Source organism: Streptomyces sp. NPDC058701, assembly GCF_042715295.1.
GTDB lineage: Bacteria > Actinomycetota > Actinomycetes > Streptomycetales > Streptomycetaceae > Streptomyces.
This window is the reverse complement of the sequence record NZ_JBHXSY010000033.1, coordinates 19221-41159: the sequence shown is the minus strand read 5'-3', so window position 1 is coordinate 41159 and position 21939 is coordinate 19221. Positions and strand designations below refer to the sequence as shown.

The following is a 21939-nucleotide window of genomic DNA, read 5'->3' as shown; positions in this document are numbered from 1 at the left end:
CCGGCGGCTTCGGCGGCTTCCGCGGCCCCGGCGGCTCCGGCGGCCCCGGCAGTTCAGGCGGCCCCCGCGGCTCCGACGGCTCCCGAAGGCCCGGCAGCCCCCGCAGCTCTGGCAGCCCCCGCGGCCCCGGCGGCCCCGGCAGCTTCGGCGGCTCTGGCGGCCCCGGCAGTTCAGGCGGCCCCCGCAGCCCCCGGCGACACTCCACGATCTCCGGCGGCCGGAGCCGCACCGGCGCCTGCGTCCTTCGCGGCCGCGCCGTCAGCCCCGGCGGTGTCGCCGGCCCCGGACCGCCCGGTGGTCTCCGCCCCCGGCAGCGCGGCATCCGCATCCTTCCCCCGCCCCGCGAGCCCCGTCCCCGTGGCGGCGCCCCCGACGTCGCGTCCCACCCCGGACCGCGCGCCGGCGGCCGAAGCCACCCCGGCGGCGCCGTTCCCGCTTCCGTACCCCGCCACCGCGGCAGCACCGGCCGTACCCCCGGCACCCCGTTCGCCCCACGCCCCCACGGGCCACCGCCCGAACGGCACGACCTCCGCATCCGCCCCGGGTGCGGCAACCGCAGCTCCCCCGCACCCCGTACAGCGGGCCTCCGCCGCAGTGCCCCAGCCGCTTCCCGGCACCGCCACACCCCGCCCCACGTCCCCTCCGGCCACCGCCCCCGGGCCGGTCGCCACCCCCGCAGCAGCACCGGCACCGTCCGCCGCACCCGCGGCGGCCGGTTCACCGGTACCCCCTACGGCGCACGCCCCCGCCGCCCGTCGGGGCGGCCCGTCCGCTCCGCCGCACCCCGTACAGCGGGCCGGCGCCGCGGCAACCGGGCCCGGAACCGCCTCAGAAGCGCCGCCCCCGGCCGGGAGCACGGCCACCCCCCGCCTCACGACTCCGGTGGCCCGTACCGCGCACGCTCCCGCCAGCCGCCACGCGAGCGGCACGACCCCCGCCTCCGCCACGCCACCACCCTCCGGGAGCCGACCCGCCCCGGACGCCACCGCCGCCGCGGCACCCCGGCCCGAGGTCACGGCACGGCTCCGCCCCCCGTCCCCTCCGGCCGCCGCCCCCGAGCTCGTGGCAGACCCCGCGGCGGGCGCGCACGTACCATCCGCGGTCCCGGAACCAGGCGCGGCCGGGGCACCGGCTCCGGCCTCTCCCGTGCAGCGCTCGACGGCGTTCCCTGCACCTGCCGCAGCGGGCGCCACCGGGCCGGCCCGGAACCCCGTTCAGCGCGTGCACGGCGCCAGGCACAGCAACGGCAACGGCAACGGCAACGGCGACAGCAACACGGCCGTGGGCGAAGCCACTTCGCCCACCGCCGCAGCCGTGCACCCGCCCGGTCAGGCCCCCGCACCCGACCCCGGGCACAGCGTGCGCGTGTCCGCGCCGCGGGCCTCCGGCAGCCCCACCCCCTCCGCAGACGCCCCCGCGCCGGCCGGTGCCCCGGCTGTCCGGCCGGCCGAACCGGCGCATCCGGCTCTGCCCGTACCCGTCGTGCAGCGGGCCGCGCGCGTCGGTGCGCCGCTGACCTCCGCGCCCCGGCCCGTCGTGCCCTCGCGGACGCTACGCCCCGTCGGCTTCCCGGCCGTTCCCCTCACCGGGCCCGTTCCCGCCCCCGACCCAGGGCCGGCTGCGGCGCCCTCCGAACCGCTCCTCGCAGGAGCCCTCGACGTCCCCGTGCCCGTGCCTCCCCCGGGGTCGGGCACGGGGACCCGCAAGCCCCTCGTACGGCGGGTGCAGCGCGCCCAGCCCGAGGAGTCTCCGGCCCGGCTCCGGCGGCCCCTGATCGGCGCCCCTATCAAGCCGGCCCCGGCGCCCGTGCAACCGTCCGCACCCGCACCGCCAACGCCCCCGGTCCCGGTCCCGGCCCACACCCCGCCTCAGCCCCCGGCGCCGGTCCCGGCCCACATCCCGCCTCAGCCCCCGGCGCCGGCACCCGCGCCCGCTCCCCTGCCCTCCGTACGGATTCCCGCGCCCCGGATCCAGCGCGCACCCGTGGCTCCGGCCCCCTTGGCCTCCGGGCGGCCCCTCACCCCGGCGGGTCCCGCCCCGCAGCCGGGGCCCGCGGCTCCGGCCGTGCTGCGGCGGACCTCGGCCACACCCGTCGGAGCGACGCCCCTTCCGCTCGCCGCACTGGGCCCGCACCCCGCCGCCCCGGGGGCGCCCGCCTCCGCCCCCACGCCGCCAGCACCGACACCGGCACCCGCCGGGCTGGGGGCCCCGGCGCGAGCCGTCCCCGTGCAACGGGTCGTCCGCGCCTCCGCCCCGGCACCCTCCGCACCACCGGCGCCACCGCCCCCAACGCCCGTTCCCGTACAGACCGCCCCGGCCGCCCCGCCACCCGGCGCCCCGCACCCCGTCACTCCGGACGCCGAACCACCGCCCCCGCCGCAGGCCGAGCTCGACGCGCTCGCCCGACGCCTCGTCGCACCGCTCTCGCGGCTGCTGCGCGCCGAACTCCGCGGGGACCGCGAACGCCTCGGCCGCCTCCGCGACCGCTGACCAGGCCGTACGCACCCTCCCCACGCCAAGCCGCCCCGCCGCGCCCCGCCCGCCCCCGAACAGAGAGTCCCGCATGCCCACGCCCCCCGACCCCGGATCCACGGTCTTCTTCAAGCTGAGCATCGACGGCCAGAACCTCGGGCTGTTCAACGGCTGCGACGGACTCTCCTCCCAGGTCGAGATCGAGCAGCACCAGGAGGGCGGGAACAACGGGTTCGTCTGGCAGCTGCCGACCCGTGTCACCTTCCCCACCATCCGCCTCACCCGTCCCCTCACCGCCGACACCGCCCGCGTCGCGGCCTGGATCTCCTCCCTCGCCACCGGCATCACCCGTCCCACCGCCCAGATCGCCGCCCTGCGCGCCGACGGCTCCGTCGTCGCCCAGTGGGGCCTGGTGGAAGTGCTCCCCGTGCGCTGGACGGGCCCGACCCTGAACCCGGCGTCCCCGTCCGTCGCCACCGAGACCCTGGAGATCGCGCACCACGGGTTCACCGACGCCGGAGGGGTCTGAGATGGCGGCCCCCACCGGCGGCCGCGCCGCCGCGGGGCTCTCGCGGGCCTCGCTCGCCGTCCACCAGCCGCCCGCCGTCCTCGGTGGGTCCGTCGGCGGCCTGCTCGGCGAAGTGCGCTTCCAGTTCAACCCCCGCCAGCTCCAGCTGTCCCGGTCCGCCCACTGGCGCTCCGATCCCGCCGTCGCCTACACCCGGGGCGCGCCGTCCAAGTTCACCGGCGTCAGCCCGGCGCAGCTGCGCGTCGACGTGTTCCTCGACGCCTCCGGCACCCCGGGCTCCGGCACGGTCCTGGGGCAGGTCGAACTGCTGCTCTCCTGCTGCGAGGTGACCGAGCAGAGCGTCACGTCGCAGGCCCCGTCGCCGCCCTGGGTGAAGTTCTCCTGGGGCTCGTTCAGCACGGTGCGGTTCACGGCGTACGTGACGAACGCGAGCGCGACCTACACCTTGTTCAGCCCGAACGGCACACCGCTGCGCGCCACCTGCTCGCTCGCCCTGACCGAGATCCCGACGTCCGCCAAGGGCCAGAACCCGACCTCGGGCGCCCTCTCGGCACGTCGCGTCCACCGCACCGTGGCCGGTGACACGCTCGCCTCGCTGGCCTGGCGCGAGTACGGCGATCCGACGCGCTGGCGGGTCATCGCCGAGGCCAACGGCATCGACGACCCGATGCGGCTGCGCCCCGGGACCGAACTCCTCCTCCCCGCCGGCTCGGAGCGTGTCGCATGAGCGAGAACACCTTCACCACCGTCCTGCACGTCGTCCTGGGCGGTTCGGTGCTTCCCGACCCCCTGGCCTCGCTGCTGACCGAGGGCTGGGTGGACGCGAGCGTCAACGTGCCCTCCGCGTTCCAGCTGGCCTTCTCCGACGGCGACGGCACCCTGACCCGCCGCTACCCGCAGCTCAGCGTCGGCTCGAAGGCGGTGATCAGTCCGTTCACGGACGGCGTCCGCGGCACCCCCCTGATCACCGGGGAGGTGACGGCGATGGAGGTGGACGCCGAGCCGGGCGCCGGGCGCCGCCTGGTGCTGCGCGGGTACGACCCCGGCCACCGGCTGCTGCGCAACCGGCGGGTCGCGGGCTACCCGCAGATGACGGCCTCCGACATCGTGCGCCGCCTCGCCTCCTTGAACGGGCTCACCCTGGGCAGGGTGGCGGCCACCCCCACCGTGTACGAGCTGGCCACCCAGCCCGGCACCACCGACTGGGACTACCTGAGCCGGCTGGCGGCGGAGAACGACGTCCGGCTGTCCTTCGACCCGGACGGGAAGCTCGACTTCGCTCCGCTCGCTCCCGCCGCCGGCGCGCCCGCGGACACGACGCCCGCGCTGCAGAGCCCGTACGTCCTGGAGTTCGGACACAACACGCTGCAGAGCCGGGTCGCGCTGACCTCGGCCGGGCAGGTCGACCAGGTGACGGTGCGCGGCTGGGACATGCTGACCAAGCGGCCGCTGGCCGCGCCGGCGTCCGCGGGCACCACCGCGGACATCGTGGCGGACCTCACCGCGGCGCAGCTCACGGCGCCCTTCGGCAAGGCCGGTCTGGACGCCGCCCGCGTCCCCTATACGGCCCCTTCGGAGGTCACCCACGCCGCGCGTGCGCTCGCCGACGACGTGGCGGGGTCCTTCGCGGAGCTGGAGGTGGCCGTCACCGGCAATCCGGGTCTGATGCCGGGCCGGCCGGTCGCGGTGAAGGGCGCGGGGTTCCCGTTCGAGGGCAAGTACACGGCGACCGGTGTCCGTCACGTGTTCGCCTCCGGGCAGCCGTACGTCACCTGGCTGACCGTCTCCGGCCGGCAGTTCCGCTCGCTGTACGGGCTGGCCTCGGGCGGTACCGGGGCCGCCGAGCCCGCGGCCCCGCTGCCGGGGGTGGCGGTGGCGCTGGTCACCAACGTCAAGGACCCGCTGGGGATGGGCCGCGTCCGGCTGCGCTTCCCCTGGCTCTCGGACACGTACGAGAGCGGCTGGTGCCGGGTCGCCCAGTTCGGCGGCACCGGTGGCGGCGGACTGCTCCTGCCGGACGTCAACGACGAGGTGCTGTGCGCCTTCGACCGCGGCTCGCTGGAGCACCCGTACGTCCTGGCCGGGCTCTACAACGGGGTGGACCGGGCGACCCGGGAGCCCGACGGCATCCCGGCGGTCGACCCGACGGCCGGCAAGGTCAACTGGCGGGCGCTGACGGCGCGCAGCGGTCACACGGTGGAGCTGCTGGAGCGGTCGGGCGCGGCGCGCGCGTCGAGCGGCATCCGGCTGCGCACCGGCGACGGCGGCGTGACGGTCCAGCTGGACGAGGCGCGGACCACCCTCACGGTCAGCAGCGACGGGACCGTGACCATTCACGGGGCCCGCGGCGTCGAGGTGGACTCCGGCGGCGATCTGACGCTGTCGGCGCGGGGGGCGCTGAACCTGAGCGCGGGCCGGGGACTGCACCTGAAGGCGGGGCTCGGCATGGACGTCAAGACCACGCTCGGGCTGGACGTGCAGACGCCGGGCCGGGTGGCCCTGCAGGCGGTCGGCAACGTCGGCATCACGGCGGCGACGGTGTCACTGATCGGCGTCACGACGCGCAACGGGCTGCCGTTCTGAGCCCGCCCGTCCGCACCGGCGGCCCGGTGCGGGAAAGCGGTCCGCGACACGAGGGAATGGGGAGAACGAGCAGATGAGCGAGCACTTCGTCGGGGCCGGCTGGGCCTTCCCGATGCGGACCGACCCGGGCGGCGCGATCGCGCTGGCCCGGCGGGACCGCGAGGTGGAGGAGGCGATGCGCCTGGTCCTGGCGACGGCCCCCGGGGAGCGGCCGATGCGCCCCGAGTTCGGCTGCGCGGTGCACGACCTGGTGTTCGCGCCCGCCAACGACGCGACGGCCGGCCGCATCCGGTACGAGGTCCGCACGGCCCTGGACCGGTGGGAGCCGCGGATCGAGGTGCGGGAGGTGACGGTGACCCCCGCGCCGGACGATCCCGCCGTGCTGCACATCGACGTGCGGTACGCGGTGCGCGGCACCAACAACCCGCGCAGCCTCGTCTTCCCGTTCTACGTGATACCCGCCGAGGGCGGCGAGGCCGTGGACGCCGCCGGTGAGGCGCCGGCCGCACCCGGGGGCCAGGCGCACCCCACCCGGCACCCCCAGGCCCACGGCGAGAGCGGACGACACTGATGGCCCTGCCCGCACCCCGGCTCGACGACCGGCACTTCCAGCAGTTCGTGGACGACGCGAAACGCTACGTCCAGCAGCGCTGTCCGGAGTGGAGCGACCACAACGTCTCCGATCCGGGCGTCACCCTGATCGAGGCCGTGGCGCACATAGCCGACCAGCTGGTCTACCGGCTGAACCGGGTTCCGGAGAAGAACCAGCTGGCCTTCCTGGACCTGCTCGGCATCACCCTGTTCCCGCCGTCGGCCGCGCGCGCGCCCGTGACGTTCTGGCTGGCCGCGCCGCAGCCCGAGCCCGTCGTCCTGCCCGCCGGGACCGAGGTCGCCACCGGGCGCACGGAGACCGACGAGGCGGTGGTCTTCGCCACCGAGCGCGATCTGACCCTGGTGCCGTGTGCCCTGTCGTACCTGCTCTGCCAGGGCGCGGGGGCCGCGCCGGCGGACCGCACGCAGGAGGTCCGGGCGGGCGTGGACGTACCGGCGTTCACCGAACTCCCGCAGCCCGGGGACCTGTTGTTGTTCGGGCTGTCGGCCGCGGTCCCCGACTGCACGGCGGTACTGCGGGTGGACAGCAGGGTCGACGGTGTGGGCGTGGACCCGCGGCAGCCCCCGCTGGTGTGGGAGGCGTGGACGCCGGACGGCTGGACGGAGTGCGAGGTCTCCTCCGACTCCACGGGCGGGCTCAACCGGCCGGGCGAGGTGGTGCTGCACCTGCCCGCCGGGCACGTCCTGTCCCGGCTGGGCGGGTTGGAGGCCGGCTGGGTGCGGTGCCGGGTGACGGCGCCCCGGGCCGGGCAGCCGTTCTACACCTCCTCGCCGACCGTGCGGGACGCCGAGGCGTTCACGATCGGCGGCACGGTCTCGGCCTCGCACGCCGAGTTCGTACGGGAGGAGCCGCTCGGGGAGGCCGAGGGCGTGCCGGGGCACCGGGTGCGGCTCGCGCACGTACCCGTCGTGGGGGACGTCCTGCTGGAGGTCTCGGACGGAGAGGGCTGGCAGCGGTGGCAGGGGGTCCCGGACTTCGCGGCGTCCGGCCCCGGGGACCGGCACTTCACGCTGGACGCGACCACCGGGGAACTCGCCTTCGGCCCGGCCGTACGCGAACCCGACGGCTCGCTGCGCCAGTTCGGGGCGGTCCCGGCCAAGGGCGCGGCCGTGCGGGCCGCCCGGTACGGGGTGGGCGGCGGCCGCGGCGGGAACGTGGCGCGCGGGGCGATCCAGGTGCTGCGCAGCTCGATCCCGTACATCGCGCGGGTGGAGAACCGGGAGGCGGCCCGGGGCGGGGTCGACGGGGAGACCGTCGACGAGGCCCGGCTGCGGGCGCCGATCGCGCTGCGGGCCCAGGAACGGGCGGTGACGGCGCGGGACTACGAGGAGCTGACCCGTCGGGCGGCTCCCGAGGCGGCCCGCATCCAGTGCCTCGCGGCGGGCACGGAATCGACCGCGGGGGCGGGGGCCGCCGGGGAGAACGCGGTCCGCGTGCTGGTCGTGCCGCAGGCAGTCGTCGACCGGGGCGGGCGGCTGCGCTTCGAGCAGCTCGTCCCGGGCGACGAGCTGCTCTCCCGGATCACCGGTTTCCTCGACGAACGGCGGCCGCTGGGCACCCGGTTGGCGGTCGGCCCGCCCTTCTACCAGGGGGTGACGGTGGTGGCCACCGTGCACGGCTACCGGGCGGCCGGCGCGGACCTGGTGCGTGAGGAGGCTCTGGACGCCCTGTACCGGTACCTGGATCCGCTGACGGGCGGTTCGGACGGCCGGGGCTGGCCGTTCGGCCGCTCGCTGCGGTCGGGGGAGGTGTTCGCGGCCCTCCAGCGGGTACCGGGCGTGGAGCTCGTCGACGAGGTCCTGCTGCACCCCGCCGACCCGCTGACCGGGCGGCGCGGCGACGCCACCGACCGCGTCGACCTCGGCCCGTCCGCGCTGCTCTTCCCTTTCGACCACCGCGTCCGCGTGATCGAGGCCCTGTGAGCGGCGACGGCGCGAGCGCGCGCGGCGCGCTGGACGGGCTGCGGTCGGCACATCCGCTGGGCGCTGCGCTGCCGGCCGTGTACGCGGACGACGACCTGGCCCAGCGGTTCGTCACGGGGCTGGACGCGATGCTGGCGCCCGTGTTCACCGTGCTCGACTGTCTGGAGGCGTACTTCGACCCCGCGCTCGCCCCGGCCGACTTCGTCGACTGGCTGGCCGACTGGGTCGGGGCGGAACTGGGGGGCGGCGAACCGGTGGAGGTGCGCCGTCACGCGGTGGCCACCGCCACCGCGCTGCACCGGCGGCGCGGTACCCGGCAGGGGCTGGCCGAGGCCGTGCGGCTGTGCTTCGGGGTCGCACCGGCGATCACGGAGAGCGGGGGCGCCGCCTGGTCGCCGCGGCCCCTCGGACCGTTCCCGGGCGTGCCGCGGGCGGCCCTGCACGTGACCGTACGGCTGCCCGATCCGGCCCCGCGCGACCGGCACCGGCTCGCCGCGGTCGTCGCGGCGGCCCGGCCGGCGCACCTGCCGTTCACGACCGAGGTGCTGGCGGCCGGCCCGCCGCGGCCGGAGGAACCGGTCGCCGGGCCTTCCGCGGCTGTCGCGCGCCCGGCGTCGGCGCGGGCCGCGCCGCCGCCCGCTCCGGCGGCGGCGTCCCCGTCACCGGCGTCCCCGCCTTCTCCGTCCGTACCGCCCGATCTGTCCGACCCGCCTGTTCCGGAAGGGAACTGACCACCATGCCCGTATCCGGGACCACCGCTCCCTGCCCCGAGTGCGCCGCCCCGTCGCGTACGACGGGCCAGTCCTTCTGCGACTCGTGCGGCGCCTTCCTCCGCTGGGACACGGGGAGCGCGTCCGCCGCCCCGGCGCCCCTCGGCGGGGAGGCGGACGCGTCCGAGCGGTCCACCGCCCCGCTCCCGGTGGTGCCGCCGCAGCCCGCACCCGGGCCGGGCGCCGCCGACGCTACCGACGCCCGTCGGGACGCCGACACCGGCACCGACACCGACACCGACACGACGTCCGACACCACGGCCCCGGTCCCGGCGGCCGCCACGGCGCCCTCCGGCGGCACGGAGGCGGCCCGCGCGCTGCTGGTGCCGGTACCCGCCGCCGCGGAGCCGGGCCGTGACCCGGCCGAGCGGCCCGGGACCGTCCTGCCCGGGCGGCCCGAGGCGGCCCGGCCGCGGGTCCGCACCCCGCAGCCGGCCGCCGCGGAGCAGCAGGGCCCTCCGTGCCCGGCCTGCGGCGGCTCGAACGCTCCGCACCGGGTCTTCTGCCGCTCCTGCGCCGCGCCCCTGGGGACCCGGCACGAGGAGCCGGAATCCGGTCCCTTCGCGGGGCGGCGCCCGGCGCTGCGGCGGGAGCGGCGGCGGTGGGTCGTGCGGGCCGTCGTGGTGGCGGCGGTCGTGCTGGTGGCGCTCGGGGGACTGATCGGGGGCCCGCCGGCCGCCCGCGCGGTCCAGGACCACTTCGCCAAGCGGGTGGCGGTGCGCCCCACCAGCTGGATCGCCTCCCACTCTGCGGCGGGCCACGGCCCCGAGGCGGCTTTCGACAACTACTCCAACACCTGGTGGGGCACCGGGTACGCGGGCGATTCCAACGGCCAGCACCTCCAGGCGGACTTCGCCCAGCCCGTGGACCTCCTCGCGGTGCTCGTCACCCCGGGGACCTCCAAGCGGCCCGGGCAGGCCGCCGACCAGGCCCGGCCGCAGGAGATCGACCTGGTGGTGACCGACTCCGCCGGCCGCTCGCGCACCGTGCACAAGACCCTCAACGACGGAGGCGTCCAGCGCGTCGACGTCCGGGGCCGGGACACCGCGTCCGTACGGATCGTCCTGCGGTCGGCGTACGGGATCGGTCCGGACCGGCAGGTGGCGGTGGCGGAAGTGGAGTTCTTCGGGCGCTCCCGCACCTGAGGGCATACGGGGACGGGGCCGCCCGTACGGGCCGCCCGGCACCGGGCCGGATCAGGCCGGAGGGCGCTGCGGGGCCACCACGGTGAAGAGCGCGCCTTCGGCGTCGGCGAGGACGACCGAGCGGGTGTCGCTCGTCGTCCGCACCGGGGAGGCGGTCCTCCCGCCCATCGAGGCGGCCGCCTCCACGGTCGCCTCCAGGTCCGGCACCCGGAAGTGGACGTGCCAGCGCGGGCGGACCAGTGGGTCGGGGTCCGCTTCGAGGGCGCCGCCGCTGATCCGGGCGACGGTGTCGCGGCCGTGACGGAGCACGACGTGGTCGTGTTCGTAGGAGACCGAGCAGCAGCCGGGCTGCTCGCCCGCCCAGTCGAGGACCTCTCCGTAGAAGATGGCGGCGGCGAACGCGTCCCGCGTGTGCAGCTCCAGCCATGCCGGGGCCGTGCCGCGGCCCACCGACCAGTCCGGGATGACCTCGCCTTGCCAGAACCCGAAGACGGCGCCGGCCGGGTCCGCCGCCAGGGCGGCCCTCCCGGTGCCGAAGGCGAGCGGTCCGACGGCCGTGGTGGCGCCGCGCTCCCGAATCCGCGCGGCGGTCACGTCGGCGTCTTCGACGGCGAAGTACGGGGTCCAGGCGGCCGGCAGGCTCAGGCGCTGGGCCAGCGCGCTCAGGCCTGCGACGGGGGCACCGTCGCGGAAGGCGACGGTGAAGCCGTCCCCGAGGTCGGTGGGGCGGAATTCCCAGCCCAGCACAGCGCCGTAGAACCGCTGCGCGGAATCAAGGTCCGGGGTCATCAGGCTCACCCAGCACGGGGCGCCGGATACCTCATGGCTCGACGTGGACACGGTTGCCCGCCTCATCTGCCGCTCGGGTGGGAAGGTCCCGTCCACGGTAGCCCCGCGGTGGGCGGGAGTCCGTGAGGCACGGCTGCCGCGGTCACGCGCCGTGTCCGCCCGTCGGTCCGGGGTGCCGGTGCGCATCCGGCCGGGCTCCGGGGGTTGCGTTCAGGCGCGATGGCTGCCGAAGGTGCCGCCGATGCCGTAGTACGTGCCGATCTGGTCGTGGTACTCCGGATCGGCGAGGTGCGCCGCCTGGTGGAACTCCGGTGCGTCCTTGATCTGCTGCCTGGTCCGGTCGATGTGGACCTTCTTCTCTTCGAGGTCGACCCGGGTCACCGTGCCGGCGGGCAGGAGCACCTCCCTGCCGAAGATCCACACTCCGGTGTCGACCACCAGGTAGGCCTCACCGACCTCGTCGGAGTGCTTGTCCACCTTGCCGATGCCGCCGTCGGTGGCCTCGACCCGGAATCCGGTGAGATCGGCGCCGGCCAGGTGCCCCGAAGTCGCCGCGTAGCTCCATCCGTGCTCGGTCACGTGAAACAACTCCTCCGGTCGGAGAACGCCTCGGGGAACGTCCGTACGGTCCAGCGTCTGCCCCCGGGGCCGGTCCCCACACCACGTCCGGTCCGCGGCGGGACCGGAGTGGCTGCCGATCCTTGGAGGCAACAACATGATTCCCTGCTGCGTCACGGCAACCACTCCGGCATGCTGACGGGTACCCCGGATATCCTTTTTCATACGACTCGGTCCCACCCGTACGGCGTCCCGTGCCGCGCCGGAGCCGCGGCCCGATCGGGTTGCCGACCTCCTGCCCGGGTACCCGCTCCGGTAGAGGGGCGGACGAACGGTGCGCACCCGACACCTCGGCGAGAGGCGGCGGCATGATCCAGATCCCCATCCCCCTGATCCCCACGGAAGAGGGCGTCCTCCTCATACCGGCCGAGCAGGTGACGGCGCTGTTGCGCCGGGTGGCGGCCGACTGGCTGGACGCGACGGATGCCGAGGAGACGGATGCCGATCCGCAGACCGTGCTGGCCATGACCGGCGTGCTGAACCGGCTCGCCGATCAGATCGACGCGGAGTGCATCGCCTGTACCCCTCCCCCGGGCGAGGAGCCCTGACCGTCCCGTTCCCCCGACCCGTCATCCCAGGAGGACCCATGGCAGCCACCAGCGAAACGGACGAGAACGCCCGCCGCATGCGCGACAAGGCCCAGGAATTGGAGCAAGCCGCGGCGCACGCCACCGAGCCGACGGAGCACGACCGGCTCATGCGCAAGGCCCTGCGGATCCGGGAGGCGAGCGAACGGGTCAACGGACCCGGCAGCGGCACCATGGACCCGATGTGAGCCGACCCGGGCGCCGCCGCCCCGGCTGAGGCGGTCCGGCGGGAACAGCACGTCATGTCATGGCGGTGGGCCGCCCCCTCGGGGGTGGCCCACCGCCATGACCGGGGTGGAACGCCGGGAACCATCGCGTCCCGGTGGTCCGCCCGGTACCGGCGGCGCCCGGCGCACCCGGGCCGCCCCCGTGCGCCGACCGCCGGGGTTCCCCTCCGCGGTGCGGGGCAGGCGCGCTGAGGACCGTGCTTCCTGCCGAAGGATCCGCCGTGATGTTCGCCGTGCTCCTCGTGCCGCCGTTCCTCCTGTGCGCCCTGCTCGCGCTCGACCGCTACGAGGAGCGCATGCTGGACCCGCGGGGCCCCGTGCCCCGCAGGCGGCACCTGCGGGCCTTGGCCGGATCGGGGGGCCGACACGCCGCCGTGCCCGCGCGACGGGCACGCCACGGCCGCCACGCGGCCTGACACCCGGCCGCCCGGCCGTGCGGCCCGGGGCTCATACCGGCAGGTCGGGGGCGATCTTTTCCGCGTACACGGTCAGCCGGTCGATCCGGGTCTCGTGGTTGGACGCCGTGGTGCTGTGGTCGCCGATCTCGCCCGGCCGGGCGTCGCTGAGGTACCAGGTGGCCAGGGGCTCGGCCGCGCCCCCGGCCGTCTCCTCGATCTTCACGTGCCGCACGACCGGTGCGGCCTCGGCGGACAGCGCCCATTCCTGCGCCTTCGGGGTGTCGGTGAGGACGCAGTCGGTCAGCGTGACGGTGAGCACCTGGCCGGGCAGGCCGCCGTCACCCTGCGGTCCCAGTCCGGAGACCTCCCGGCAGGTGAACCGCTCGCCGTGCACGGTGACGTGGAATCCCCTGGTCGTCTTCGTCTCGGAATCAGTCATGCCTGCCGCCTGCCCAGCCTCCGCCGCGCCAGACAGCCGGCTCCCGGTCTTCGCCGTCCGCGGGTTTGCCAGAATCGGATCATGCTGACCATCGGAACGATCGTCATGGGCGCCGCGGACGTGCGGCGGGCCGCCGCCTTCTGGGGCGCGGCGCTGGACTACGTCCCCCGGGAGGGAGCCGTCGACGCCCGCTGGACCGTCCTGGTGCCGGCCCGGGGTCCCGGCCCCGGGCTGGCCCTGGGCCTGAGCACCTCGCCGGTACAGGAGCGGCCGCGCGTCCACCTCGACCTGTACGCGGTGGACGCGGCCGAACAACAGGCGGAGGTGGCGCGTCTGGTGACGCTGGGCGCGCGGCCCGTGGACTGGGACGCGTACCCCGCGGACCCCGACTTCGTGGTGCTCGCCGACCCCGAGGGCAACCGGTTCTGCGTCATCGACACCTCCCACGGCTGAACTCCCCACGCGCGGAAGGGAGTCGGTGCGGTCACCAGGGCGTCGGGCTGCGCCGAAAGCGGCGCGGGAATCAGACGCTCCGGCCGCTCATGGTCCGGCTCCTGCGGGGCACACGCCCCTCACCTACTGAGAGGGGCTCCACCATGCTGGGCATAGCCGCCGCCGCACTGTTCTTCATCGCGTTCCTGATCAACGCGGCAGAGATCTCCACGAACAACGTCTTCACCTCCACCAACTTCATGCTCGTCGGTCTCACCCTGCTCGCGCTGCACGTCGCCGGGGTGGCGAGCGGGCTGGCCGCGCGGGGCCGTAGCCGCAGACGATGACGGTGCCCGCGGCCCGGCCGGCCGCCGCGTTCAGAGACCGAGGTCGAGGAGGGCGTTCTCCACGACCTCGGTGAGCGCGGGGTGGATCCAGTACGGGGTCCCGGCGAGGGTCGAGGCGTCGATCCCCAGGGCCATCGCGAGGACGAGCGGCTGGATGAGCGTGGGGGCCTGCGGCCCCATCAGGTGGGCGCCGAGCAGCCGGCCGGTGCCGGGCTCGGCCAGCACCTTGCAGAATCCGGTGGTGTCCTCCATGGCCCAGCCGTACGCGACGTCGGCGTGGCGCGCCGTCCCCACCGCGTAGGCCAGTCCCCGGTCCCGGCAGTCCTGTTCGGTGGCGCCGACCGAGGCGATCTGCGGGCGGGTGAACACCGCCGCCGGGACGTTGCCGTGGTCGGTGGACGCCAGGTCGTCCGGGTGGCGGAGGTTGTGCGACACGACCTGCGCCTCCCGGTTGGCCACCTGCTTGAGCGGGACCGGCGTGCAGACGTCTCCGAGGGCGAAGACGCCGTCGGCGGTGGTGCGCTGGTGCGCGTCGACGACGATCCGCCCGTCGTCGTGGGTGCGGATGCCGGCGGTACCGAGGTTCAGCCGGTCGCTGTTGGGCACGCGTCCGGCGGCGACCAGCAGCATGTCGGCCTCGACGGTCGAACCGTCGTCCAGGGTCAGTCGCAGGGCGCCCGGGCGGCCCGCGACCTCCGTGACCTCCCGGCCGAGCCGGAGGTCGTAGCGGGAGCGGACCAGTTCGGTGAACCGTTCGGCGACCGTCTCGTCCTGCGGGCCGAGGAGCCGTTCCTCCTTCTCGACGATGACGACCGAACTGCCCGCCGCCGCGAAGACCTCGGCCAGTTCGGCGGCGATGTAGCCCCCGCCGAGGACGGCCAGGCGTCGGGGAGGGGCGTCGATGCGCATGACGGTGTCGGACGTCTCGTACGGAAGGCCCGAGTCGGCCACCGGCGCGGGCACCAGCGGGCGTCCGCCGGCCGCGACGACGATCCGGTCCGCGCTGATGTCGAGGCCTCCTCCCGGCAGGTCGACGCGCAGCCGCCGGGGTCCGGTGAAATGCGCCCGGCCCTCGTACACGGTCACGAAATCCGACTCCATGCGGCCGCGGCGGCCTTCCTCCCGGTCGGCGTCCAGACGCCCGAAGACCCGGTCGCGCAGCTCGCGCCAGCGGACCGCCCGCAGTTCCGCGTCGACGTCGTACGTACCGGCCCCGCGGACGGTCTCTGCGACGTGGGCGGCGTAGGCCAGCATCTTGCTGGGGATGCAGCCGGCGTTCAGGCAGGTCCCGCCGAACCACTTCTCCTCGACGACGGCCACGTCCAGATCGGCGAACGACCCGTCGATGACCGCGTTGCCGGAACCCGCACCGATGACAACAAGATCGTGATGTCGCATCGGGTCAGGCTACGAGGCCCGTCCCGCCGTGGCGGGCCGCCGCGCTGGCGGTCGCGGCGCCCGGCTCACGGCCGTGGGCGGGGGGCCCGCGGGGTCATGACGTCGGGCTGACCGCGTCGATCAGGGCCTGCACCGTCGTGAGCCGGCCCAGATCCACCCCTTCCCGGACGTGGAACCCGGCGGCCTTCAGCTCCCCGAGCATCCCGATCACCGCGGCGTCGTCCAGTCCCAGGTCCTCCGCGAGGTCGGTCTGCGGCTCCAGCTCCTCGACCCTGCGCCCGCTGCGTCTGGCCACGATCTGCCCCACCACGCTGTCCCGCTTCACGATGTCTCCTCTGGCCTGTGCCGTCGTTGTCACCCGCCCCTACCCCCGAAGCGGGCCCGCGCAACCGGACGGGCCGTCACTCTGGCCGACACCCGACTCCTCCGTCCGCTCCGTTTGCGGCCCGGGATACCGGTCAGACGGGAGGCGTACGTTGTTCCCATCCCCCAGGGAGTGATCAGCTGTGTCGGAGAACGAGAAGAGCCAGGCCAAGACCGAGCAGGCCAAGGGCAAGCTCAAGCAGACGGCCGGCCGCGCGGTGGGCAACGAGCGGCTGACGGCCGAGGGCCGCGCCGAACAGGCGAAGGGCGATGCCCGCCAGGCCAAGGAGAAGATGAAGGACATCTTCAAGCGCTGACCGGCACCCCGCGTGACCGCCGCGGCCCCGGACCCGTCACGGGTCCGGGGCCGCGGCGCGCGGTGGCCCCTCCCCCGGCCGTGCGGCGCGCCGGACACGCCGCGCCGAGACCCGGCGGCGCGCGGCGTTACCGTCGGCGGCATGGACGATGATCGCCGGAGCTGGCGCCCGTGTGTCCTCGCCGCCGCGGTGTTCGCCGTGTGCATGGCGGGCACCACGCTGCCGACCCCTCTGTACGGCCTGTACCAGGAGAAGTTCGGGTTCTCCGAGCTGACGGTGACGGTCGTGTACGCCGTATACGCCTTCGGGGTCATCGGGGTGCTGCTGCTGGCGGGCAACGCCTCGGACGCCGTGGGCAGGCGCCCGGTGCTGCTGGCCGGCCTGGCGTGCGCGACGGCGAGCGCCGTCTGCTTCCTCTGCGCCACGGGGCTCGGCTGGCTGTACGCGGGACGGCTGCTGTCGGGGCTCTCCGCCGGCCTGTTCACGGGGGCCGCCACGGTGTACGTCATGGAGCTGGCCCCGTCGGGCGGATCCTCACGGGCCACCTTCGCGGCGACGGCCGCCAACATGGGCGGTCTGGGCTGCGGTCCCCTGCTCGCCGGTGTGCTGGCGCAGTACGCGCCCTGGCCGCTGTACCTCCCGTTCGTCGTCCACCTCGTCCTGGTGGCCGGGTCGGCCGCCGTGCTGCTGTGGCTTCCGGAGACCGTACGGGAGCTGCGACCGCTGAGGACCGTACGGCCGCAGCGGCCCGGCCTGCCGGCCGGGGTGCGGGCGGTGTTCGGGCCGGCGGCGACCGCGTCGTTCGTGGGGTTCGCGCTGTTCGGCGTGTTCACCTCGGTCAGCCCGGCGTTCCTCACGGAGTCCCTGGACGTGCACAACCGCGCCGTGATCGGGCTGGTGGTGGCGCTGGCCTTCTTCGCCTCCACCGCCGGACAGCTGGCGGTCGGGCGGATCGGGGTGGGGCGCTCGCTCCCGCTCGGCTGCGCGGGGCTCCTCGTGGGGCTGGCGCTGCTCGCGGGCGCCCTGTGGTGGGACCTGCTGCCGCTGGTGGTGCTGAGCGCGCTGGTCGGCGGGGCCGGCCAGGGCCTGGCGTTCCGCGGCGCGCTGTCCGCGGTGGCCGGGGCCTCTCCCCCGGACCGCCGGGCGGCGGTGATCTCGACGCTGTTCGTGGTGGCGTACACCGGCATCTCCGTACCGGTGATCGGCGTCGGGGTGCTGTCGGGCCCGATGGGCCTGGAGGGGGCGGGGCTGGTGTTCATCGCGTGCATGGCCGTCCTCGTCACGGCCGCCGGTGCCTACCTGCTCCGGCGGCCGGTGCGCTCCGCCGCGCCCTGAGCCCGTACGCCGGCGGCCGGGCGGGCGGGGCCCGCTCCGGCACGGCGACGTCCGCCCGACACGGCGACGTCCGCGTGGCTACGCGTCGCGGGCCAGGTCGGCGAAGAACCCGCGGACGTCCTCGGCCAGCAGCTCGGGCTGCTCCAGCGCGAGGAAGTTCCCGCCGCGCTCGAACTCGGTCCAGCGCACGACGTGGTGATCGCGTGCGGCGTACCGGCGGATCGCGACGTCGGTGGGCAGGGCGACGGCCACGGCGGTCGGAACCGTTCCGGGCTCCTTGGGCGCCCAGGCGGCGGGGTCGTGGGCCGTCTCGTAGTAGAGGTGGGCGGAAGAAGCTGCGGTGCCGGTGAACCAGTAGACGCTGACGTTGGTCAGCAGGGTGTCGCGGTCGACGGCGTCCTCGGGAAGCTCGTTCGCCGGGTCCGTCCACTCCTTGAACTTCTCGACGATCCAGGCGAGCTGGCCCACCGGCGAGTCGTGCAGGGCGTGGCCGACCGTCTCGGGGCGGGTGGACTGGATGGCGTTGAAGCCCATCTTGTCGTCGCGGAAGTCCTGGAGGCGCTGCAGCCGCGTCTGCTCGGCCCCGGTGAGGCCCTCGAAGTCGGCGGGGTCGTCCGAGGGGAAGGTGACCAGGCCGTTGAGGTGGACGCCGACCACGTGGCCGGGGTCGATCCGGCCCATCTCCCCCGCGATCCAGGCACCGCCGCCGTTGCCCTGCACCCCGTAACGGTCGTAGCCGAGCCGGGACATCAGGGTGGTGAACGCCCCGGCGATGCGGCCGGTGGTCCAGCCGGTGGAGGTCAGCGGCCCGGAGAAGCCGACACCGGGTGTGGACGTGACGACGACGTGGAAGTCCCGCGACAGCGTCTCGACGACGTCGACGAACTGGACGAACGAGCCGGGCCAGTCGTGGATCAGGAGCAGCGCGACGGCGTCGGGGTCGGCCGAGGGGACGTGGGCGAAGTGGATGTCCTGACCGTCGATCTCCGTGAGGTACTGCGGGAACGCGTTCAGCCGGGCCTCCGCGGCGCGCCAGTCGAATCCGTCGGCCCAGTAGGCGGCCAGGTCCTTCAGGTACGGGACGGGAACCCCGCGCTCCCAGCCGTCCACGCCCGGTACGCCGGTGCCCCAGCGGGCCCGGGTCAGACGGTGGCGCAGGTCGTCGAGGTCGCTCTGCGGGACGTCGATCCGGAAGGGCCGGATGCCGTTGGCGGGGGCGGGGACGGCTTGGGCGTTGCTGTTGGTGTCCATGGGGGAAAGACTAGGATCCATATAGGAACGGTTCCTTCCTCATGAGCGGGAACGGTGGGTCGCATGCTCGAAACCTCCGCGCGCCTCCTCAGGCTGCTCTCCCTGCTCCAGTCGCCGCGCGAGTGGCCCGGGTCCGAACTCGCCGAGCGGCTCGGCGTGAGCGGCCGGACCGTACGCAACGACATCGAACGCCTGCGCGAACTGGGCTACCCGGTGGGCGCCACCCGCGGACCGGCCGGCGGCTACCGGCTGGCCGCCGGGGCCGCGATGCCGCCGCTGCTCCTGGAGGACGACGAGGCGGTCGCGGTGGCCGTGGCCCTGCGCACCGTCGCGCAGGGCGCCCTGTCGGGGGTCGAGGAGGTGTCGCTGCGTGCCCTGGCCAAGCTGGAACAGGTCCTGCCGTCCCGCCTGCGGCGCCGGGTACGGGCCCTGCAGCAGTACACGGCGCCGGTGCCGGCCGACCGGCCCGCCCCGGCCGTCGACACCGAGACGCTGATGACGCTGGCGGCGGCGTGCCGGGACCGCGAGCGGCTGCGCCTGGACTACCGCGACCACGGGGGGACGGCGACCCGGCGGCTGGTGGAGCCGCAGCGCGTCGTCAGCTGGGGGCGCCGCTGGTACCTCGTGGCCTGGGACGTCGACCGCGACGACTGGCGCCTGTTCCGGGTCGACCGCCTCACGCCCCGTACCCCGGCCGGCCCGCGGTTCGCGCCGCGGGAGGACCCGGAGGGCGACGCCGCCCGGTTCGTCGCGGGCAAGGCGTCCGCCGCCGCGTGGCGCCACCGGGCCCGGGTGACCGTCCACGCGCCGGCCGCGGCGGTCCTGGAGCGGGTGAACCCGGCGGTGGGCGTGGTGGAGGCGGTGGACGCCGACACGTGCGTACTGGACACCGGGGCCGATTCGCTGGACGGCCTCGCCGTGCACCTCGGCCTGCTCGGGCACGAGTTCACGGTGACCGGTCCGCCGGAACTGGTGGCCCACCTGGAGGATCTGGCGGGACGTTACGCCAGGTCGACGCGACCCCCGTCGTCCGCGGCTCCGGAGCCGGAGCAGGGGCCGGGGCCGGGGTTGGAGCCGGGGTTGGGGCCGGGGCCGGGGTTGGAGCCGGGGCCGGGGAAGTCCGCGTTCCCCCGACGTGGAACGTCCCGGTCCGCCGGGTAGTCAGCCGGCGGGAGCGGCGGGTCACCGCCCTCCACCGGCGACACGTCGCACGTCGCGTCGCACCCTCGCATCTCTTCCCATGCTGGCTCCGCCAGGGGAAGTTGTCCGGAAGTGCGCACGACCGTGCGCGGCTCGAGAGGCTGGTGCGAGGATGAGCGCGCCATGAAGCCGGGCCGTTGTTTCCGCGTCTTTCGGGCTGCGGTGTTCGCGGCCCTCTGCGTGCTGCTCGCCGCCACGGGCCACCTCCTCGTGTCGGGGACGGCCGTGCCCTGGTGGGCGATGTGTGCCGCGTTCGCGGGCACGGCGGCCACGGCCTGGGGGCTCGCCGGCCGGGAGCGCGGGCCGCTCGCCGTCACCGCGGTGGCCGTCGCCGTCCAGGCGGGGCTCCACGCGGCGTTCTCCCTGGCCCAGTCGCTCGTCCACCCCTCCCTGCCGGCCGGGACGTCCCTCGCCCGCCAGTGGGCGGAGTACGCGACCTGCGGCAGCGGGACGCGGCCCGCGCTCGGCGGGCCGGCGGCCCACCCGCTGGCGGAGTCCGCCGCGCACGCGCACCACGCCCCGCACGAGCTGGCGTCCGCCCTCTCGGCGGGCACCGTACTGCCGGGGACCGTGCTGCCGGGCGGCTCGGTGTCGGGCGGCACGCTGTGGGGCGGCGCACTGTCGGGGGGTGGCCACGGGGTGACGGCCATGTCACCGGCCGGGATGCTCACCGCCCATCTGCTGGCCGCGGTGCTGTGCGGGCTGTGGCTGGCGTACGGGGAGCGCGCCGCGTTCCGCGTGCTGCGCGCCGTCGCCGGTCGGCTCGGGACACCGCTGCGCCTGCTCCTCCACCGGCCGGCGACGCCGCTGCGGCCCGGCCCGCACGCCCGTCGCACCCGGCGGCACCGCACGCCGCGGCGACTGTTCCTCGTCCACGCCATCACCTCCCGGGGTCCCCCGACGGGAACCGCTGTCCACTGACAGCCGGCTCCCCGAGCGCACACGCCGACGGCTCCCGTCCACCGCGCCCGGGCATCGGCCCCGCCCCACGGCGGGCCGTACCCCCTTCACCGGCCCCGCGCACCCCGCGGCGCCGGAACCCTTCGGCCGTGAGGACCTGTGGCGATGACCCCTGCCCCGACCACGCAGCACTGCCGGCACACCGCCGACTCCGACGCGGAGACCACCCGCCTCGCCCTCGACGCCCGCGACGGCGACCCCGAAAAAGCCGACCGCTTCGTCCGCGCCCTCCACCGCGACGTCTGGCGCTACGTCGCCTACCTCAGCGCCGACACCCAAGCCGCCGACGATCTCACCCAAGACGTCTTCCTCCGCGCCCTGCGCAGCCTCCACCGCTTCGAAGGACGCTCCTCCGCCCGCACCTGGCTCCTCTCCATCGCCCGCCGCACCGTCGTCGACAGCCACCGCCACGCCGCCGCCCGCCCCAGACTCTCCCACCACCACGACTGGCAGACCGCCGCCGAACAAACCCAACACCGCGACCTCCCCGGCTTCGACGACGGCATCGCCCTCACCGAACTCCTCACCACCATCCCCCCCGAACGCCGCGAAGCCTTCGTCCTCACCCAACTCCTCGGCCTCCCCTACGCCGAGGCCGCCACCACCATCAACTGCCCCATCGGCACCGTCCGCTCCCGCGTAGCCCGCGCCCGCACCGCCCTCATCACCCTGCTCACCGACACCACACCCACCACCCCAACCCCCCACACCACCCACACCACCCACCAGCCCCACCACCCCAACCCGACGGCACCGAGGGCCCGCCGGGTCGCGTCGCCGGCCTGATCTCCGGGCACGCCGCGGGAGGGCCGCCGCGTACCGGCGCTCGGGCCCTCCCGCGGGCGTACGGGCGTACGGGCGGCCGGGGTCAGGCGTCGTCGGCGCTGCCCGGCGTGCTCCGCGCGGAGCCGATCGCGCTGACCGCCGCGCCCGCGGAGAGCCCTATGGCGAGCCCGAGCCCCACGTTGTCGAGGAACGCGCCCACCACCACTCCGGCCAGCAGGCCGAGCGGAATCGCGATGACGGAGAGGCCGCCGTTGTCCTGTGCGCCGTCTTGACCGGTTTCATTCCCATGTGTCACCAGATCATTATCGGCACTCCGTCCACGGCCACGCCACCTCCGGCCAGGGGTTGGCGGCCGGTGGGCGCCGTGGGTCCGCGGCCCGGGGCGGGGCGCCCGGCCCCGGGCGGACGGGGGGGGGAGTGGTGCACGGTGTGGGTGGCCAGCCGACAGACCAAGTACG

The 21939-nt window shown here is 75.5% G+C and carries 24 protein-coding genes and 1 pseudogene; 18 read left to right on the top strand and 7 right to left on the bottom strand.

Annotation, left to right across the window (positions count from 1 at the left end):
* Nucleotides 1-2226: 2226 nt before the first annotated feature.
* From ACFWW8_RS28255 to ACFWW8_RS28220, 8 genes and pseudogenes are all read left to right on the top strand, one after another.
* Complete coding sequence (locus ACFWW8_RS28255; protein WP_386532718.1) at nt 2227-2490, top strand: hypothetical protein; 264 nt, start codon at nt 2227-2229, stop codon at nt 2488-2490.
* Nucleotides 2491-2563: 73 nt separating this feature from the next.
* Nucleotides 2564-3001, top strand: a complete 438-nt coding sequence (locus ACFWW8_RS28250; protein WP_386532716.1) for a phage tail protein — start codon at nt 2564-2566, stop codon at nt 2999-3001.
* A 1-nt stretch (nt 3002) separates the two neighbouring features.
* Nucleotides 3003-3728 carry a LysM peptidoglycan-binding domain-containing protein gene (locus ACFWW8_RS28245; RefSeq protein WP_386532714.1) on the top strand — a complete coding sequence of 242 codons (726 nt, stop codon included), beginning with the start codon at nt 3003-3005 and terminating at the stop codon, nt 3726-3728.
* Nucleotides 3725-5584 (top strand): VgrG-related protein, encoded by a 1860-nt coding sequence (locus tag ACFWW8_RS28240; RefSeq protein WP_386532711.1) that lies wholly within the window; start codon nt 3725-3727, stop codon nt 5582-5584. The genes ACFWW8_RS28245 and ACFWW8_RS28240 overlap by 4 nt, the downstream gene beginning before the upstream one ends.
* A gap of 73 nt (nt 5585-5657) precedes the next feature.
* Nucleotides 5658-6155: a GPW/gp25 family protein gene (locus tag ACFWW8_RS28235; RefSeq protein WP_386532709.1), complete on the top strand. Its 498-nt coding sequence runs from the start codon at nt 5658-5660 to the stop codon at nt 6153-6155.
* The gene (locus tag ACFWW8_RS28230) at nt 6155-8119 is read left to right on the top strand and encodes a putative baseplate assembly protein (RefSeq protein ID WP_386532707.1); all 1965 of its coding nucleotides are present in this window, start codon (nt 6155-6157) and stop codon (nt 8117-8119) included. Before ACFWW8_RS28235 ends, ACFWW8_RS28230 begins: the two co-directional genes overlap by 1 nt.
* Nucleotides 8116-8673: pseudogene (locus ACFWW8_RS28225) on the top strand (phage tail protein); the annotation flags it as partial. The gene ACFWW8_RS28230 and the pseudogene ACFWW8_RS28225, both read left to right, overlap by 4 nt.
* A gap of 182 nt (nt 8674-8855) precedes the next feature.
* Entirely contained in the window at nt 8856-10034 is a 1179-nt protein-coding gene (locus tag ACFWW8_RS28220; RefSeq protein WP_386532704.1) for a discoidin domain-containing protein, read from the top strand.
* A gap of 51 nt (nt 10035-10085) precedes the next feature.
* On the opposite strand, the gene ACFWW8_RS28215 is transcribed toward ACFWW8_RS28220, so the two are convergent.
* Together ACFWW8_RS28215 and ACFWW8_RS28210 are read right to left on the bottom strand one after the other, a co-directional pair.
* Nucleotides 10086-10823, bottom strand: a complete 738-nt coding sequence (locus ACFWW8_RS28215; RefSeq protein WP_386532701.1) for a VOC family protein — start codon at nt 10821-10823, stop codon at nt 10086-10088.
* A gap of 210 nt (nt 10824-11033) precedes the next feature.
* Nucleotides 11034-11402 (bottom strand): PRC-barrel domain-containing protein, encoded by a 369-nt coding sequence (locus ACFWW8_RS28210; RefSeq protein ID WP_386532698.1) that lies wholly within the window; start codon nt 11400-11402, stop codon nt 11034-11036.
* Nucleotides 11403-11749: 347 nt separating this feature from the next.
* Between ACFWW8_RS28210 and ACFWW8_RS28205 the strand changes: the two genes are divergently transcribed.
* The 3 genes from ACFWW8_RS28205 to ACFWW8_RS28195 all read left to right on the top strand — a co-directional run bounded on the left by ACFWW8_RS28205 (nt 11750) and on the right by ACFWW8_RS28195 (nt 12671).
* Nucleotides 11750-11989 (top strand): DUF6213 family protein, encoded by a 240-nt coding sequence (locus tag ACFWW8_RS28205; protein WP_383931135.1) that lies wholly within the window; start codon nt 11750-11752, stop codon nt 11987-11989.
* A gap of 38 nt (nt 11990-12027) precedes the next feature.
* Entirely contained in the window at nt 12028-12216 is a 189-nt protein-coding gene (locus tag ACFWW8_RS28200) for a DUF6381 family protein (protein WP_386532695.1), read from the top strand.
* A 263-nt stretch (nt 12217-12479) separates the two neighbouring features.
* Nucleotides 12480-12671 carry a hypothetical protein gene (locus ACFWW8_RS28195; protein WP_386532693.1) on the top strand — a complete coding sequence of 64 codons (192 nt, stop codon included), beginning with the start codon at nt 12480-12482 and terminating at the stop codon, nt 12669-12671.
* Nucleotides 12672-12702: 31 nt separating this feature from the next.
* On the opposite strand, the gene ACFWW8_RS28190 is transcribed toward ACFWW8_RS28195, so the two are convergent.
* Nucleotides 12703-13092: a hypothetical protein gene (locus tag ACFWW8_RS28190; RefSeq protein ID WP_386532691.1), complete on the bottom strand. Its 390-nt coding sequence runs from the start codon at nt 13090-13092 to the stop codon at nt 12703-12705.
* Nucleotides 13093-13173: 81 nt separating this feature from the next.
* Here ACFWW8_RS28190 and ACFWW8_RS28185 point away from each other — a divergent pair, with 81 nt between their 5' ends.
* Nucleotides 13174-13545 carry a VOC family protein gene (locus ACFWW8_RS28185; protein WP_386532689.1) on the top strand — a complete coding sequence of 124 codons (372 nt, stop codon included), beginning with the start codon at nt 13174-13176 and terminating at the stop codon, nt 13543-13545.
* 143 nt (nt 13546-13688) lie between these two features.
* Nucleotides 13689-13871 carry a hypothetical protein gene (locus tag ACFWW8_RS28180; RefSeq protein ID WP_386532686.1) on the top strand — a complete coding sequence of 61 codons (183 nt, stop codon included), beginning with the start codon at nt 13689-13691 and terminating at the stop codon, nt 13869-13871.
* Between the two features lie 30 nt (nt 13872-13901).
* On the opposite strand, the gene ACFWW8_RS28175 is transcribed toward ACFWW8_RS28180, so the two are convergent.
* Nucleotides 13902-15269 carry a mycothione reductase gene (locus ACFWW8_RS28175; protein ID WP_386532684.1) on the bottom strand — a complete coding sequence of 456 codons (1368 nt, stop codon included), beginning with the start codon at nt 15267-15269 and terminating at the stop codon, nt 13902-13904.
* 94 nt (nt 15270-15363) lie between these two features.
* Nucleotides 15364-15594 carry an acyl carrier protein gene (locus ACFWW8_RS28170; RefSeq protein WP_386532681.1) on the bottom strand — a complete coding sequence of 77 codons (231 nt, stop codon included), beginning with the start codon at nt 15592-15594 and terminating at the stop codon, nt 15364-15366.
* Between the two features lie 181 nt (nt 15595-15775).
* Between ACFWW8_RS28170 and ACFWW8_RS28165 the strand changes: the two genes are divergently transcribed.
* Both ACFWW8_RS28165 and ACFWW8_RS28160 read left to right on the top strand, forming a co-directional pair.
* A complete protein-coding gene (locus ACFWW8_RS28165; RefSeq protein WP_386532678.1) occupies nt 15776-15949 on the top strand; it encodes a CsbD family protein in 174 nt (57 codons plus the stop codon).
* Between the two features lie 141 nt (nt 15950-16090).
* Nucleotides 16091-17284, top strand: coding sequence for an MFS transporter (locus ACFWW8_RS28160; protein WP_386532675.1), 1194 nt, complete (start codon nt 16091-16093; stop codon nt 17282-17284).
* 78 nt (nt 17285-17362) lie between these two features.
* On the opposite strand, the gene ACFWW8_RS28155 is transcribed toward ACFWW8_RS28160, so the two are convergent.
* The gene (locus tag ACFWW8_RS28155) at nt 17363-18535 is read right to left on the bottom strand and encodes an epoxide hydrolase family protein (protein ID WP_386532672.1); all 1173 of its coding nucleotides are present in this window, start codon (nt 18533-18535) and stop codon (nt 17363-17365) included.
* Between the two features lie 63 nt (nt 18536-18598).
* Between ACFWW8_RS28155 and ACFWW8_RS28150 the strand changes: the two genes are divergently transcribed.
* The 3 genes from ACFWW8_RS28150 (at nt 18599) to ACFWW8_RS28140 (ending at nt 21481) form a co-directional block, all read left to right on the top strand.
* Complete coding sequence (locus ACFWW8_RS28150) at nt 18599-19696, top strand: helix-turn-helix transcriptional regulator (RefSeq protein WP_386532669.1); 1098 nt, start codon at nt 18599-18601, stop codon at nt 19694-19696.
* Between the two features lie 162 nt (nt 19697-19858).
* Nucleotides 19859-20656 (top strand): hypothetical protein, encoded by a 798-nt coding sequence (locus tag ACFWW8_RS28145; protein ID WP_386532667.1) that lies wholly within the window; start codon nt 19859-19861, stop codon nt 20654-20656.
* A 144-nt stretch (nt 20657-20800) separates the two neighbouring features.
* The gene (locus ACFWW8_RS28140; protein ID WP_386532664.1) at nt 20801-21481 is read left to right on the top strand and encodes a sigma-70 family RNA polymerase sigma factor; all 681 of its coding nucleotides are present in this window, start codon (nt 20801-20803) and stop codon (nt 21479-21481) included.
* An 82-nt stretch (nt 21482-21563) separates the two neighbouring features.
* On the opposite strand, the gene ACFWW8_RS28135 is transcribed toward ACFWW8_RS28140, so the two are convergent.
* Entirely contained in the window at nt 21564-21776 is a 213-nt protein-coding gene (locus ACFWW8_RS28135; protein WP_386532661.1) for a hypothetical protein, read from the bottom strand.
* Nucleotides 21777-21939 lie beyond the last annotated feature (163 nt).